12 protein-coding genes are annotated in these 15,913 nt (G+C 64.0%); 1 reads left to right on the top strand and 11 read right to left on the bottom strand.

The genetic code is table 11. The features are described from left to right. Positions 1 to 564 precede the first annotated feature (564 nt). From CDPAHKCJ_RS08120 to CDPAHKCJ_RS08085, 7 genes are all read right to left on the bottom strand, one after another. Positions 565 to 2,280: a protein adenylyltransferase SelO family protein gene (locus CDPAHKCJ_RS08120; protein ID WP_166019353.1), complete on the bottom strand. Its 1,716-nt coding sequence runs from the start codon at positions 2,278 to 2,280 to the stop codon at positions 565 to 567. Then, a complete protein-coding gene (locus CDPAHKCJ_RS08115) occupies positions 2,273 to 4,360 on the bottom strand; it encodes an ATP-dependent helicase (RefSeq protein WP_166019352.1) in 2,088 nt (695 codons plus the stop codon). Before CDPAHKCJ_RS08115 ends, CDPAHKCJ_RS08120 begins: the two co-directional genes overlap by 8 nt. 57 nt (positions 4,361 to 4,417) lie before the next feature. Beyond that, the gene (locus CDPAHKCJ_RS08110) at positions 4,418 to 5,338 is read right to left on the bottom strand and encodes a glucosaminidase domain-containing protein (protein ID WP_166019351.1); all 921 of its coding nucleotides are present in this window, start codon (positions 5,336 to 5,338) and stop codon (positions 4,418 to 4,420) included. A gap of 417 nt (positions 5,339 to 5,755) precedes the next feature. Beyond that, a complete protein-coding gene (gene htpG, locus CDPAHKCJ_RS08105) occupies positions 5,756 to 7,639 on the bottom strand; it encodes a molecular chaperone HtpG (protein ID WP_166019350.1) in 1,884 nt (627 codons plus the stop codon). A gap of 343 nt (positions 7,640 to 7,982) precedes the next feature. Continuing rightward, positions 7,983 to 9,158 (bottom strand): PaaI family thioesterase, encoded by a 1,176-nt coding sequence (locus CDPAHKCJ_RS13370; protein ID WP_346773909.1) that lies wholly within the window; start codon positions 9,156 to 9,158, stop codon positions 7,983 to 7,985. Then, a complete protein-coding gene (locus CDPAHKCJ_RS08090; protein WP_166019349.1) occupies positions 9,149 to 9,535 on the bottom strand; it encodes an MAPEG family protein in 387 nt (128 codons plus the stop codon). The genes CDPAHKCJ_RS13370 and CDPAHKCJ_RS08090 overlap by 10 nt, the downstream gene beginning before the upstream one ends. Before the next feature lie 261 nt (positions 9,536 to 9,796). After that, on the bottom strand, positions 9,797 to 10,129 hold the full coding sequence (locus CDPAHKCJ_RS08085) for a YkvA family protein (RefSeq protein WP_166019348.1): 333 nt from the start codon (positions 10,127 to 10,129) through the stop codon (positions 9,797 to 9,799). A 274-nt stretch (positions 10,130 to 10,403) separates the two neighbouring features. On the opposite strand from CDPAHKCJ_RS08085, the gene CDPAHKCJ_RS08080 reads away from it, so the two are divergent. Beyond that, entirely contained in the window at positions 10,404 to 12,386 is a 1,983-nt protein-coding gene (locus tag CDPAHKCJ_RS08080) for a transglycosylase SLT domain-containing protein (protein WP_346773908.1), read from the top strand. A 156-nt stretch (positions 12,387 to 12,542) separates the two neighbouring features. Here the strand turns inward: CDPAHKCJ_RS08080 and CDPAHKCJ_RS08075 are convergent, their stop codons facing one another. From CDPAHKCJ_RS08075 to CDPAHKCJ_RS08060, 4 genes are all read right to left on the bottom strand, one after another. After that, complete coding sequence (locus tag CDPAHKCJ_RS08075; RefSeq protein WP_166019347.1) at positions 12,543 to 13,568, bottom strand: hypothetical protein; 1,026 nt, start codon at positions 13,566 to 13,568, stop codon at positions 12,543 to 12,545. A gap of 113 nt (positions 13,569 to 13,681) precedes the next feature. Beyond that, complete coding sequence (locus CDPAHKCJ_RS08070) at positions 13,682 to 14,218, bottom strand: hypothetical protein (protein ID WP_166019346.1); 537 nt, start codon at positions 14,216 to 14,218, stop codon at positions 13,682 to 13,684. A 67-nt stretch (positions 14,219 to 14,285) separates the two neighbouring features. Beyond that, positions 14,286 to 14,930, bottom strand: coding sequence for a LysE family translocator (locus CDPAHKCJ_RS08065; protein WP_166019345.1), 645 nt, complete (start codon positions 14,928 to 14,930; stop codon positions 14,286 to 14,288). A gap of 301 nt (positions 14,931 to 15,231) precedes the next feature. Continuing rightward, on the bottom strand, positions 15,232 to 15,816 hold the full coding sequence (locus tag CDPAHKCJ_RS08060) for an exopolysaccharide biosynthesis protein (RefSeq protein ID WP_166019344.1): 585 nt from the start codon (positions 15,814 to 15,816) through the stop codon (positions 15,232 to 15,234). Positions 15,817 to 15,913 lie beyond the last annotated feature (97 nt).

Genomic DNA, 15,913 nt, shown 5'->3' with positions numbered 1-15,913 from the left:
GTTGAGCGCTGATTCGCGCCATCCTGCCTGCCGGAGGCGCTTTCAGCGACGTTATTGCCTGTCACAGGTGAGACTTGCCTGAATCGCAAGCCGTGACTCACGCATGGCCAGAAGGCCTGACATCACCCGCGACACGATGAGTGTCCAGCATCAGTCTTTTCTTGACGGTGCATCAGGGTCAAGCGCTGCATTGCAAAAAAAGCAATAAAATCAAGCATAAAGCTATCGTTATGACAGCCATAACAGCTGCCTTATGCTGGCAGGCGCCTTGCGACACTACCAAGTCACTGATTTTCAATGAGTTTACAAAAGGCACCTCACCAAGAATAGCTCAGCTTTGTGTTATGCATCGCATAATCTCGAGCTTATGGCTGTGACAGTGCCTGCCATGAAAAATGGGATACCGCCGCAGCAGTATCCCATTTTCATGACGATGACTTGAGTGTCAGCGCGTGATTCCCGCATTGCACAAAGCGGATGTTAGTCCATGGCTTGCGCTGTCAGCACAGCAGTTCAGGCCCCTCCATGTAAGCCGCTCTGGAGAAGTTGATCAGCTAGAGCGGCTCAGGAAGAGCAACTCATGCAGATCGGCGCGGCATTCGCCGCCGGTGGCCGTGTCCAGTCATCGACGAGTTCGGCCGCGACGCCCTGCGCCTGCCCCAGCGCCAGCGCCGCCTCAAGACTGCCCTCCTCGGGGCGGAAGAAAGGCGCCGTCAGACGCTGACGCAAGGCCTTGAGTGTCGTGTCATCACCCTGCTCGACCCGTGCGATCACCTCCAGCAGCAGATGCGTGCGCGGCGCATAGAGCGGATTGCAACCGAGCATGGTCAGACGTCGCTGGCGCTCATCCTCGGCGGAAAGCCCGATGGCCATGACGCGCGCCTGATAGCGCTTGAGCCACGCCGAGGCTTCATCGCGCGCCCGGGCCGAGTTGCCATGCGGCCCACGCTCACCCGCCAGACGCACGACCAGCGTTTCCGGCGCGGGCTGCGTGACATCCCAATGACTGAGCAGACGGTAGGCATGGGTGTGGTCGACCTTGCCGGCCTCCAGCAGCTCTCGCCACTGCTGCACCAGCGTCATGTCCTCATCGCGCGCATCCGGCAACCCGAGACGCGCACGCATCAGGCGCGCATATTCACGCTGCAACTCGCCCTCATAGGCGCCCAGCGCAGCGGAGAGCGCTTCGACATCGATCAGCGGCGACAGCGCGATCCCCAGACGCTCCAGATTCCATAGCCCGATGCCCGGCTGTTGGGCGAAACCATAGCGCCCGGCCTGATCGGTATGATTCGGTACCAGATTCTCTTCATAGCCGTCGAGGAAGGCGTAAGGCCCGTAATCGAAGGTCAGCCCCAGCAGTGACATGTTGTCGGTGTTCATCACCGCATGCACGAAGCCGTAGGCCTGCCAGGCCGCGATCAGTCTCGCGGTGCGAGTGATCACTGTCTCGAACATGGCCAGCGCACTGGTCACGCGCACCTGATCTGCAAGGGGCTGGTCTGCAAGCGGCTGGTCCGCCGCTGTCTGCGCGCCGCCTTCCGGAAGACGTTCAGTCAGCTCCTCGGGCAGACGCTCAGGCAGACATTCTGAAAAATGCTCCCGCAGGGCGTGATCGATCAGTGTCTTGAGGTCTTCATGCCGGCCGGAGTGGGCCAACCACTCGAAGTGCCCGAAGCGCAGGTGGCTCTCACAGACGCGCAACACGGTAGCGCCAGGCTCGACGGTCTCGCGCTGAACCCGCTCGGCATTCACTGCCAGTGCCAGCGCGCGGCTGGTGGGAATGCCCAGCGCCGCCATGTACTCGCTGGCCAGATACTCGCGCACGCTGGAGCGCACCACCGCCTGACCATCGCCGAAGCGCGAGTAAGGCGTACGCCCGGCCCCCTTGAGATGCAGATCTAAGGTCTTGCCGTGGCCGGTCTCAAGCTCACCGAGCAGAATGCCTCGCCCGTCGCCGAGCTGCGGATTGTAATGACCGAACTGATGGCCAGTGTATTTCTGGGCCAGTGCGTCCATGCCCGGCAGCAACTGCTCACCGGCCATCAAGAGGCGCAGCTGCTCGAGCGCCTCTGCGCTGGAGGCATCAGCAGTCAAGGCCGCCTCCAGCCCCAGCAGACGGGCGCAGTCAGGGCTCACATCGGCAAGGCGCGTACCGTGTCGCGGCTCTGGGGCGACACGCGTGAAGAAGTGCTCCGGCAGGCGGGCATAACGATTGTTGAAGCGCAGCGCCGCCAGGTCGTGCACGTGCGCGGCGGGCGTAGGGGCAAACTCACTCATCAAGAGGCTCCGTCGGGCCGCCGGGGGTCGGCGACTCGCTGGGGGAAGAAGTGGACGCGGCGGCGTCACTCGGGGTCAACAGGCTGCGCAGGCCGCCGGACGGACGCCCGGGCGGCAGCTTGCTGGCCATTTCATACAGCTTGCGCGCCGTCGTGTCGGTGCGTGCCTGACGCTTGAGCGCCTGCAGGGCATCGTCGGAGCCCTGGGCATGGCCCAGGTGCTGATCATGAGCCAGGTGCTGATCATGAGCCAGGTGCTGAGCATGACTGGCAGGGTCGCCCGAGGCTGGCGCGTGATCGCGCGTGCCAGCCTCGGGCGGCACGGCGGCAGACGTGGCCTCGAGCGACGTCTCATGACGACGCAGCAGCAGGCGCTTGCGCGGTGTCAGCGCCAACTCCGACAGACGTGCCTTGCCCCACCACGGGTGCGGCGCCTGGACGCCATGTGTGGACTCGCTCAGCCATGCCTGCGGCAGTGCCTCGAGCAGAGGGAAGCGCTCACTCTCGCCCTGCGCCTGCCACCAGTGGCTCAGGCGTTCATTGAGCACCAGCAGCTGGCGTGCCCGCGTGGCGGCGGTGTAGCTGAGATTGGTGACCAGCACCTGATTGGGCAATTGCTGGCGCTCACTTGGCAATGCCAGATCATCGGCCAGCACCACGCAATCAAATTCGAGACCCTTGGCACGGAACACCGTCCCCAGCATGACCGTCGGCAGCTCGAGCGACTGGCCCCGCGAGTGAGCACTGGCAATGGCGGCCTGCAGGTCGCCATCGTGCTTGCGCAGCTCACCGATCCATTGATCGAGTGGCGCCTGGGCATACCAGGAGGCCAGCTCATGCAGGCTGCGCGCCTGATGATCATCGAGACGCGTCAGAGCCCCCAGCACCTGCGCCGGGGTCTGACCGAGCCGTGTCAGGGAAGGAGGCAGCAGTCGCCACCACTCGCGCTGACTCGCGCTGTCGCCCTGCTCGGCCATCTGATGTGCGCGCCAGAGCCGCCAGTGATCCAGCAGCCCCGCCAGCGGATAGCCCTCGATGCCGTCCAGCCAGGCCACCGCGATGCCGCGCTGATGCAGTGACAGCGCCTCTCCCAGCGCCGCCACCGGGCCGGCACTGATCACCGCATGGCGCTTGCCGGAGTGCAGCAATGCCTCACGCACCGCGGGCAGCGCCAGACGGGTCGCCGGGCCGAGGCCGCTTATGGCCTGCTCGCGGGCGGTAGGCGAACAGGCCGCCAGCCGCGTGCCAAGCGCCGCCAATGCGGGTCCGAAGCGCCAGGCGCCGGGCAGCGAATAGACGGTGGCATCGGCCAGCAGCGGCGAATCCAGCGAGCTCAAGCCTTCCACCTGACGCGACAGGCTCTGATGCGGGTCGCCGATCAGCAGCAGGTCGCAGCGCTGGCGACGCAACATGGCCAGCAGCGCTGGCGTGGCGTCCTGCGCCTCATCCAGCATCACCAGGTCGGCCTCCAGCGACTGGCCATGCTGCGACCACAGCTTGAGCAAGGCGTTGAACGACAGGCTCTGCTGATGATCGGCGGGGTCCAGCAGACACTCCCACACCAGTCGCATGCTCTCGACCAGCTGACGCAGCTCATTGGCGCTCAGCCGTTGTGCCACGCCTTCGGGCAGGTGCTCAGGCATCGGCACCGCGTCACTCTCGGCGAAGAAGGTGTTCAGGCCCTGGGCGATCAGGCTGCGTGACTGACTGGAAAGACTGCCCAGCCAGCTGAGACTCTGCGGCGCCAGGCGGCGTGTGATGTCGGGCTGGCGCTTGAGCTTGTCGCCGTACTCCTCCATCAAGGCCTGGCGCGCCAGCTGATGCAGCGACAGCGACTGGACATTGGCGGGCAGCTGACTGGCAGTCCGCCCGGCCACCGCCGGGTTGAGCGAGGTATAGATGAGGGTCTCGTCGGCGTAGGTACGTGCCAGCTCGACCATCAGCACGGTCTTGCCGCTGCCGGCACAGGCACGCACCACCACGCAATCGCTGTGCTCGGCGCTGTTGGCCGGCGTGCGATCGCGCAGGCGCGAGGGAAAGGGATGGGCGAGAATTCGCCGTTGATCATTGCTCAGATGCATGGCGGCATGATCCCCCCTGTCAGCGCGGGGGGCAAGACCTTCGCTGCGCGATCATGCCTAGGACAGGGCGCCATTGGCCGCGAGGCGCTCACGCACGGTACGCATCAGGCCACGATTCCAGCGCAACAGATCATAGAGCGTGGTGAAGTAGGCGTTGCCCCGCGTCGAGTAGGCACTCAGCGTCGGGATGAGGTCTTCGGCACGCACCGGCTGGCCCGCGTTGCGCAGACGCCCGCGCAGCTCACGTAGCTCGGCATAGCTGCGCTGGGAGTTGAGATTGTCGAAATAGGCGGCGATGCCCGCCTCCAGGCTCTCGAAGCGCCGATATTCACGCCCCGGCGGCCCGATACCGCAGCCGCGCGAGAAACAGCGCATGCCGAACAGATTGTTGGCCTCACGGGCATGACCCGATGTCCCCCAGCCCGATTCCTCGATGGCCTGCACCAGCACCATGTCCAGCGGCAGGGTATCGATGCGCAGCAGCAGGCGCGTCCAGCTGACGCCGATGTCCTCGCGCGTGACGTCACAGGGCAGATTGGCCTGGTCACACAGGCCGTTGAGGCGCTCCTGCTCGCGCTCGCTGTAGTCACGCCCTCCATCACCGGCGCGCTTGCGCATCGCCAGCAACCAGTCACGCTGCTCGGCGATACGCTGGTTCTCGGCCACCACCAGCGGAATCATCAGCTCGAAGAATGCGACCTTGCGCTTGTTGCCCGCGGGATAGGGCCGCAGGTCCGGCATCTGATGGGTCCTGTCACGGGCCAGCAGCTCATCATCCAGCCGTGCCGCCTGCGCCATGGAGCCCAGCCCCATCACCGGCAGCAAGGCAACGATGATCAGGTGAGCAGGGCTCAGATGAACAAGGCTCAGGCACCACAATAGCCGCCTTGAGCGCCGCGAAAGGGCCCACGACGACAGGCGCGGCAGGCCACGCACCCCGCCAGTCAGCCAATCCGCAGAGAAAGATAGGTAAGTCATGTGCTGCGCTCATCGAGAGGGATGCAGTAGCAGGACGCGAGATACCATCAGCGTATCTCATGAGGCTGCATGAAACCCTAAAAACGCGTGGGCGAGAAGATGGCGCGACTGACCAAGCGAGGAAAGACACGGCAAGCCCTGTCGTCCGTCACCGACAGGCTGCCAGACGATACCTGCCTTTTCGCGCTTCTGACGCAACGCGCTCTCTGTGCTCCCCGCGCTCCCTGCGCTTTCTGCGCTTCCCCCTCCCTTCCTACCTTGCCGCCTTTCTGATCTTTCTGACCTTCCTGCCCTGCACCTCGCACTGGACGCTACCGCTTACGACACACCCAACGAAAGACGCCCCCGCAGCACAGGCTGCGAGGGCGTCGTTGCGAACATGCTTGATCAAGCCGATGACTCGATCGTTCCGCCGTCTCAGGCGCTGAGCATGCTGTTCAGGCGGCGCACGTAAGCGGCCGGGTCTTCCAGCGCACCGCCTTCGGCGATGATGGCCTGATCGAGCATTACGTGTGCCAGGTCGGTGAAGTAATCGCCTTCACCGCCTTCCAGACGCGTGACGAGGGCGTGCTCCGGATTCAGCTCGAGAATCGGCTTCACTTCCGGCAGCGGCTGACCAGCGGCTTCCATCATCTTGCGCATCTGGTAGCCCATCTCGTGCTCCGGCAGCACCACGCAGGCCGGGGAATCGGTCAGGCGGTGCGTGATGCGCACTTCCTGAACGTTCTCGGCCAGCGCTTCCTTGACGCGCTTGACCAGATCTTCCTTGGCCTTGGCGGTCTCTTCCTGGGCCTTCTTCTCTTCTTCGTTCTCGACATCGCCGAGATCAAGGTCACCCTTGGCGACATCCGCGAAGGACTTGCCGTCGAACTCGGTGAGGTGGCTCATCAGCCACTCGTCGATGCGGTCGGTCAGCAGCAGGACTTCGATGCCCTTCTTGCGGAAGATCTCGAGGTGCGGGCTGGACTTGGCGGCATTGAAGCTGTCGGCGACCAGATAGTAGATCTTGCTCTGGCCTTCCTTCATGCGCTCGACGTACTGGGCCAGTGACTGGTCCTGAGTCGCGCTGTCGGTCTCGGTGGTGGAGAAGCGCAGCAGCTCGGCGATCTTCTCGCGGTTGGCGAAGTCCTCCGCCGGACCTTCCTTGAGCACGGAGCCGAACTGGTTCCAGAAGGTCTGGTACTGCTCGGGATCCTTGGCCAGCTTCTTGAGCATGTCCAGGCCACGCTTGGTCAGCGCGGACTTGAGCTTGTCGACCTGCGGGTCCTGCTGCAGCAGTTCACGCGAGACGTTCAGCGACAGATCGTTGGTGTCCAGCACGCCCTTGATGAAGCGCAGGTACAGCGGCAGGAACTGCTCAGCGTCGTCCATGATGAAGACGCGCTGCACGTAGAGCTTCAGGCCACGCGCGGCATCACGCTGGTAGAGATCGAACGGCGCACGGCCCGGCACGAACAGCAGGCTGGTGTACTCGAGCTTGCCCTCGACCTTGTTGTGGCTCCAGCTGAGCGGGTCGGAGAAGTCATGCGAGACGTGCTTGTAGAAGTTCTTGTACTCCTCGTCGCTGACCTCGGACTTGGAACGCACCCACAGCGCGGTGGCGGAGTTGGCGGTTTCCCAATGGACCTGCTCGTTGCCTTCCTCGTCCTTCTCGACGCGCTTCATGCGCACCGGCAGCTCGATATGGTCGGAGTACTTGGTGACCAGGTTGCGCAGGCGATAATCGTCGGCGAACTCGATGGCATCGTCCTTGAGGTGCAGCACGATCTCGGTACCGCGCTCGGCGCGCTCGATGTCCGCCACGCTGAACTCGCCTTCGCCACGGGACTTCCATTCGACGCCCTGATCGGCGCCCAGGTCGGCGCGACGGGTGCGCACGGTGATCTCGTCGGCGACGATGAAGCCGGAGTAGAAGCCGACCCCGAACTGACCGATAAGACGCGAATCCTTCTGCTGGTCACCCGACAGGTTCTTCATGAACTCGGCGGTACCGGAGCGTGCGATGGTGCCCAGGTTGGCGACCACATCCTCACGGCTCATGCCGATGCCGTTGTCACGCAGAGTGATGGTCTTCGCCTCGGCATCGTGCTCGATCTCGATGCGCAGCTCGCTGTCATTGCCGTAAAGGGCATCGTTGTCCAGCGCCTGGTAACGCAGCTTGTCGCAGGCATCCGCCGCGTTGGAGACCAGCTCGCGCAGGAAGATCTCGCGGTTGGAATACAGCGAGTGAATCATGAGGTGAAGCAGCTGCTTCACTTCTGTCTGGAAGCCATGCGTTTCGGTGTGAGTGGCGGTCGTCATCGAAAAGGACCTCTATGTCGTGGATGCCTGAAAAGAAGATTCGCGGTGGCCAGAGCGCCCCCGCAACAGTGGAACCGGCTCGCCGACGCCTGCCTTTCTTGGGCGGCAGATCGAAGGGAGCACTCGTGGATCAGATATGGGGCAAGGGTGAGGGATTTCAAGGCACTAGCGACAGATGATTGCGCCCGGCCCACCTGACGCATGGCACAAAACATCCTAGCGGCTTCCCGGTCAGCAACGAGGGGAGCCAACGATGGGTAACAACGAAGGAAGCCAACGGAGGGGTAGCCATCAGAGAGGCGCTTTCGAGTGTGACGCCTGCGGAGCAGACATCAACTGCCCGTCACGGCGAGGCGAGTGACTCCAGCACGAAGTGCATGCGCGCGCTGGCGACAGGTTGCTCACGGGATTTCTGCCAGGCGCTGACGCGCACATTGGTCATGCGCCGACCTTCACGCATCACTTCACAGTCGATGCGCGTCACCTGATCGCCGCGCGCCGTGGCCAGATAGTCGATGGAGAAATCGATCAGCTTGGGCAGGCGCGCTTCACGGCCGCCGCGCCCATGCCGCCTGAGCACCTCAAGCGTGGCGGCGGTTTCCATCGCCGCAGCCAGCACACCGCCATGCACTGCAGGCAGCATCGGGTTGCCGACATTGTCGGGCATCGCCGCCATGGAATAGCTCAGCGCCTGCTCAGGACGCAGCTCGACATCACTGGCCACGCCCGCCTGCTGCCCGTCAATGGCACACAATCCAAGCCCGATCGCCTGCGCGTAGGGCAGACTCTCCAGCAGCGCCGCCAGATCGGCGTGAGTGCGCTGTCCTTCGACAAAACGCCGCGCACTGAGCAGACCACGCGGGTCCTGGGCATCGCGCGGCGCTTGCGGCTCGGCCCTCTCGCCCGCTGACTGTGCTGCCTGCCCTTGCGGTTCTGACTCGTCCATGGAGGGGTTCGCGGGGGCCTGAGCGTTGGCCGCCGCCAGCAGCGCCTCGGCAAAACCGCTGGGCGTATTGCGCTCACCGAGCCTGACGAAGTTGCCGATCGCACGACACAGGATCTTGCCCGGCTGCTGCCAGATCTGCGCCTCGGTAAACACCATCGACTCCGTGACCCTCAGCACGCGCGCCTCGCCCACCAACGCCAGGCCCTCGACGCCGGGTCGGTAGTGATCGAGGCGCAGATCCAGCGTCGGGCAGACTTCCGGTGCCGACAACCCCGTGAGTACGGCACTGCCGCACAGCGTATCGGCGAACATGGTCAGCACACCGCCATGTACCAGCCTGCGGTGCGGATCGCCGATCAAGGCCGGCTGCCATGGCAGCTGCATACGAATGGCCGGCGCGGCGACCTCCTCGACCCTGACGTTCAAGCGCGCCGTATGCGGAATGAAGCTCAGGAATCCGGTCAGCGCCCGCGCCCAGCTGGCGTCATCCAACACGCCACCCGCAGCCGGCACGTCAGCGGGATTGACGGCCAGCCCCAGCAGGCTCTGCGGCACTGCATGCTTCACATCCACAGCGGCATCGCCATTAACGCGAGGGAGATCAGATACCCGACGCCCCACAGCAGGGAGCGCAACAGGGCAATATTGGCCAGATAGCAGCCCCAATAGCCCAGACGTACCAGGACGAAGATCACCGCCAGCGTGGTCGCGATGGGCGCGCCCGGCGCGGTGATCACGCTGACCAGCACCCCGGCGGCAAACATCGGGAAGGCTTCGATGGTGTTCTGGTGCGCGGCGAGCGCGCGGGCCCCGAAGCCCGTCAGTTCACGTTGCTGTGCGCGCGGGTCGTGGTTGTCGTAGCGTCCGGTTTGCTGTTGTGCCCAGGCGACCGGCACCTTGGTCAGCACCAGCATCAGTGCCGCAAACAACAGGCAGGCATAGATCAGCATGCAGGATTTCCTTGAATGGCGTTTTCAGGGCGTTGCCACAACGGCACGGCTTACTGTGATGAAACGGCGCATCGCCCTGTGATGAAACGGCGCACTGCCCTGTAATAGATAACAGATCAAACACTGACGGCACGTCAATTCAAACTGGTGTTTGATAGCGTGTCACGAGCATGGCAGGGTCGCGGCGCCCCTGCCATGCGGCCAATGGCCAGTGCCTGCGTCAGGGCTGGTAGAGGCATGGCATTTCCACGCTGCACGCCTTCACGGGGTCGGCGGGTCGGAGGGATCGGGGATCTCGCCACGCCACAGGCGATAGTCGGCCAGCGCATCATCGAGCTTGCCGAGCAACCAGGTCACGATCACCAGATCATCGAGAATCCCCAGCCCCACCAGCAGATCCGGAATCAGATCCAACGGCGAGACCAGATAGATGAAGGCGCCGGCCGCCAACCCCAGCGCCTTCCACGGTACCGGGCGATAACGACCGCTCACCACGTCGCGCAGCAAGGGCCCCATGGTGCGCAAGGCGGCGCCTGCCTTGCCCAGCACATGTCGGCGGCCAAACAATCGCGTCAACCATAATGCCTTGCCCATAGTGGACTCCTCACGGGTAGCACAAATTTCGTTTACTGAGCTTTCCATCTTCGCGGCAGCACAGCCGCGGTATCACTCTCGGATAATTCACTATCAGTATCAGATGGTGCTGTTATTCAGCGCCGACCACTGCCACGATAGCCACTATCGTTACTGAATCGGCAACCCCTGATAGCCAATATCGGGGCACTTGTTCAACATCGGGGCACTGAACCGCCACCACAAGGTCGCAACCAGTCCACGCCCCCTTTACCGACAGTCGCAGGAGTCCCAGGTGACATCAGGCAAGCAAACTCTCCGACCCCGTGGCAGCCGCCGCTTCGCGGCGCTGCGGCACCTCACCGGCCTAGGCCTGTTGTTGGGACTGAGCCTGCCCCTGCAGGCCGCCACTCCCAGTGACCAAAGCTTCCGCGCCGCCTTCGATGATGCACGCGCCAAGCGTTTCGACGAGATTCAGCAGGTCGCCGTCAATGGCCACGTGCTGGAAGGCTATATCGAGTACCACCAGCTCAAGGCCCGCCTGCCGTACGCTACCGCCGCGGAAGTACTGTCCTTCATCGAGCGTCATGCAGACTCGCCGTTGGCCGAGTGGATGCGAGGCCAGGCGATCTCCGCCTACGGGCGTACCGGCCGTCATGATGCCCTGCTGGAAGTCAGCGATGGCGTGCCGGCCGGCGCGCAGCGCCAGTGCTATTACTACACGGCGCAGCTGGGCAATGATGTCGCGAGCGCATCGCAAGGCGGCCTGAAGCTCTGGCATGTGTCCGGCTCGCAGGACTCGGCCTGTGACCCGCTGTTCTCGGCGTTGCGCGAGCGTGGCGTGATTGATGATCAAGCCATCTGGGAGCGCGCCATGCTCGCCTGGGCTGCCGGCCAGGGTGGCATGGTCAGCTATCTCGAGCGCCAGCTGCCCAGCAGCTGGCAGCGGGCCATCGCGGCGCGCGAGCAACTTGAAGGCAACTTTGCCGCCATCACGCGCCTGCCGACCAACCTCGGCCACGGCGGCCATGCCTTCGCCGCCTTGAGCGTCGCCGCCATGCATGGTTTCGTGCGTGCCGACACCGAGGCCGCGCTGGAAGCCTGGCGCAAGGTGAATCCGCACATGCCGATGAGTGATGAGCAGCGCCACACCGTCGAGCGCGACCTGGCCTGGTATTCACTGGTGCGCGACATCCCCAACAACCGCGGCTGGGTCGATCAGCGCCTGACCATCCTCGATGACGAGGAGCTGTTCGATCTGCGCATGCGCAACGCGGTGCGCGATGGCGACTGGCCGCAGGTGCGTGAATGGGTGTTGAAGATGCCGGACCGCTTCCGCAACGACGCCCGCTACCAGTATTGGCTGGGGCGTGCCGATGACAGCCTTGGTCGCCCGCAGGAAGCACGCGTCGCCTGGACGCGCGCCGCGACCGAGCGCAACTTCTACGGTTTCCTGGCCGCCGACCGTATCGGCCAGGCCTACTCGCTCAATCGCGATGACCAGGACTTCTCCGATGCGGAACTGGCCGAGGTCGCCGCGACGCCGGCCGTCAAGCGCGTCAGAGCGCTGATGAACATCGACGAGATCGGTCTGGCTCGCTCCGAGTGGTTCAATGCCGTCACCCAGGCGGATGACGCCGGGGCTCGCCGCCTGGCAGCCTACGCGCTTCAGCAGCAGTGGTATGATCTGACCGTCTTCGCCACCATCCGTGGTCAGCTGTGGGATGGCCTTTCCTGGCGCTTCCCGCCGGCCTGGCAGCAGGACTTCCAGCGCTTCGGTGCCGATGCCGGCGTCGACCCGTGGATGCTGATGGCACTCGCGCGCCGCGAGAGCGCCTTCAACCCCACCGCCACCTCGCCGGTGGGCGCACGCGGCCTGATGCAGCTGATGCCGGGCACCGCCGCTCAGGTCAGTCGCGGCCTGGGCCTGCCCACGCCCAGCAACGCGGCGCTGGGGGATCCGGTCACCAATATCCGTCTTGGCAGCACCTATATCCGCGAGATGCTCGACCGCTACTCCGGCAACCGCCTGGCTGCCGCCGCGGCCTACAACGCCGGGCCAGGGCGTGTCGATCGATGGCTCGCCGACACCCCGGGCGAATACGACCGCTTCGTCGAGCGCATCCCCTTCAAGGAGACCCGTGAATACGTCAAGGCCGTGCTGGCCTACCGCGTGATCTTCGAAAGCCTGGCCAAGGGCACCAGCGAGGGCGTCAAGGTAGTCAGCGACCGCGAAGTCAGCCAGCGCTATACCACCGCTCTGGTGGATCGCCGCTGAGCCGAGCAGTAGCATCCAGCAACGAAAACGCCAGCCCGAGGGGGCTGGCGTTTTCGTTTCCCAGGCATCAGGGCCCATGGCGTCAGGGCCCATGACGACAGAGCTCATTGCGCCCTTCAGCCATTCTTTCAGTCATTCGTTCAGCCATTCGTTCAGTCAATCATCGCGACGTGGACGGATGGCGGGCGAAGATCCGGACTGGCTCTCGCCCTTGGCTTCTTTCGGTCGCGAGGCAGCCACACCATTGCCGAACGGCGGCTTCTGCTGAGGGGTATACCGTCCCAGCGCCTCGGCATAGCTCAGGGGTCGTCCTTCGTCGCCGCCCTTGCCACGCCAGCCCTGACGCTTGCCGGGCGCGCCCTGGGGCTGCGGTGCGTCGTCATGGGACTGAGATACCCCCTCGCCCTCAGCCTCGCTGCCCGGGGTTGCCTGCGACACCATCGGCTCCGATGCCGCGTGGCCGGCATGGGCCAGAGGCTGGGAGCGCGTGACGCGCGGTGTACGCATCAGTCGCACCATCAACCAGGCGGCCAGTGCCCAGCAAAGCGTGCCCAGCACGCCATAGACGATCATCGCCCAGACATTGCCGGGGCGGTGGCCGGCATTGATGATGATCACACGCGACAGATCGATGTCGGGCCAGCGCTCGGCCAAAAGAGAACGCTCATCGCCCGGCAGGTCCGTCTCGGCGTGCAAGACGGTGCCGAACAGGCCATCGGGGAACTCGATCAGCGGCGGCACGTTTTCCAGGCTCTGCACGGAGTCGGTTCGCACCAGCACGCCCATGCGCTCGATGCGCGGCCATTCTTCCGAGGGGATGCCATCGATGCCCCCGAAGGCGCGTGACAGCCCGGCCAATTCCAGCAGATAGGGATTCATGTCAGAGATGACAGGATAGTAAAGCGTCTCGATCCGTCGTCCACCGTCTGCGTTGGCATCGAGGCGGAAAGTCTCGGTGTGCTCGCGATAGACCGCCCAGTGATTGCGCAGCGAGACGAACTGATTGACCGGTAGATTGCCCTGCTCCACCGACTCGAGATTCAGCGTTTCGGGGCGCGTGGTCACGCGGCCGACCCAGCGTCCCTCATCGACGGCGAACAGCCAGGCCGCTATCCCGGCGACCACCAGCACCACGGCACTCAACCCGCCCAGACGGCGACGAAGGGTATGTGAAAGACTCATCCGATTGCGTTCCCTGCCAATGCCAGCCTTGATGGGCCGGTCTTCATGTCATGAATGCAGCACTGTACCGCTGCTGTCGTTGGCTCGGGCAGGCGTCAGCACCGGCCCGGGCATCATTGTTGTTCGAGCCGTGCTGCCAATCGATTGCTCTTGTCGCAGTAGCGTTGCCGCAGGCGCAGGACCTCCAGAGAATTCGAGGACAGGGCATCCAGCACGTAGCGGTTGCAGGCCTGCTCGGCTTCTCGATGCGCCGCTTCCAGCGCCTTGCGTGCCTTGCGCTCTGCAGGCGTCATGCCCGCATAGGGGTCGCGCCGGGGCTTGAAGGTCGCTGCGGCCTTGCAATACATGGTGCGGGTGTCGATATGCGCCGCCCGCCCCCGGCGCTGCAAGGCATGACAGGTCTCGACGAACAGTCGGCTGGCCATGCGCGAGCACTCGCGCTGCTCGACGGCGGTACCGGTCTTTTCCAGATGTGCACAGACCGACTCATCATCGATGCGCCACAGCTGGTGGCGGAAGTCGATGGTGTAACCGTAGTAAAGCACCCGTACCTGCTGCACGCGGGAATCGTAGACATCACTGATATCCCGAACCTCCAGGTGCGTGACGACCTTGAGAAAGGCCGCCAGAGTCAATGTCACAGGATCCATGTGTCATCAAGGATACGAACCGTCATCCCATGCGCTCCGTTGCAATGTTGGCAGTGGCCGCTCATCCCTAGCGACCTAGCGCCAGCCGTGCCCCCAGCAGCACCATGACGGATCCGGTGATGCCTTCCATCCAGCAGGCGACCCGCGGTCTTGCCAGCCAGCGCCCTGCACCACCGACCATCAGCGCCACGCTGATCTGCCAGAGATTGGCGATCACGAAGTGGACACCCGCCAGCCACAATGACTTGAGTACGGCCGGGTCGGTCGGCGCGATGAACTGCGGTAGAAAGGCCATGTAGAACACCACCGTCTTGGGATTGAGCACATTGGACAGGAAGCCCTCGCGCAGTGGCTGCCAGCACGATACCTGCTGACGTGTCACGCTGACGTCGACATTCAGCCCGCGCGCGCGCCGTGCACTCTTGAGACTCTTGATGCCCAACCAGATCAGATAGCCCGCCCCGACCAGCTTGAGAGCCGAGAATGCCCATGCCGACTGCAACAGGATCAGCGAGATGCCCGCCGACGACACCAGCGCGTGCACGAAGAGACCGGCACAGATCGCGAGACTGGTCAGCACGCCGTCACGCAGGCCGCCGCGCGAGGTATTGCGAATCACCAGCAGGGTGTCGACCCCGGGCGTGACCGTCAGCAAGGTGATGGCCACCACGAAGGACCAGAAGGCAGCATCGAACTGGATGAAATCAAACATGACGAACGTCCTTGCGACAGACCCGCTTCAGTAGCCGAATTCGTGCCCCAATGGCACTGAACAGGCGACCAGTCTAGGCGAGCACGGCCAGCCTGCAAAGCCATCCACCTCAAGATGACAGCCTGGTTTGCCTCTGAATGGTGCACTTCAGTCTTTTGTCTTACTGCGTTGCTACACGCCAGCGCAGACGCGCTCATGAAACACGCAGTTGATGGCATGCGAGAGCCAACTTGCGTCATCAAGAATACGAGCCTCGCCCCCTAAAATACGCTGCGTCGCTGTTGAGCGACCAACGCAGCCTTCAACCTACCAGCCAGAACCCCGTGGCGATATCCAGCAACAGCACCAGCAAGGCCAGCAGGATGACCAGGCCATCCTCCCCGATCAGCCCCAGCCCCAGCAGCATCAAGGTTGCCGCCGGCAAGGCCGCGGCGAAGGGCACCAGCTCCAGTGGCACCATGGCCGTGGCCAGCAGGATGGTCAGCGCCGCGATACCGCGATAGGCAATGCCGCGGGTCATGAAGCTCAGGCGTGGCTTGAGCAGACGATCGAGGCGTCGCGTCCAGGGCCTTGCCCGCTCGACGCCATGGGTCAGGCGTTGATGCTCGAAACTGAAGCGCGCCAACCGGCGTGGCAACCACGGCATCTTGCGCCCCAGCAACAGTTGACCCGCGATCAGCACGATGAACAGCGCACAGGTCGTCGGTACGCCGGGGATCGCCCCGGTCGGCAGCAGTACCAGCAAGGCAGGCAATACCAGCAAGGGGCCGAAGCCCCGGGAATTGAAATGCTCCAGAATGTCGCCCAGCGAGATATCCCCTTCGATCTCGCGGTCCAGCTCTTCCAGCAACCCCGTGAGGTTGCCTTCATTGGCGTGCTTGCTCATGCGAGCTCCCTATCGGGAAGATGACGGAGGGTGTGAAAGTCTCGAGCCGTGGCGAGTCAGCTGGTGCCGCCCCGTCACGGTGAATCGTCAGCTGATC

The sequence above is a fragment of the Cobetia sp. MB87 genome, from assembly GCF_011319755.1.
Classification (GTDB): Bacteria; Pseudomonadota; Gammaproteobacteria; order Pseudomonadales; family Halomonadaceae; genus Cobetia.
Note: the sequence above shows the minus strand (reverse complement) of the source record. Positions and strands in the feature narration are given on the sequence as shown.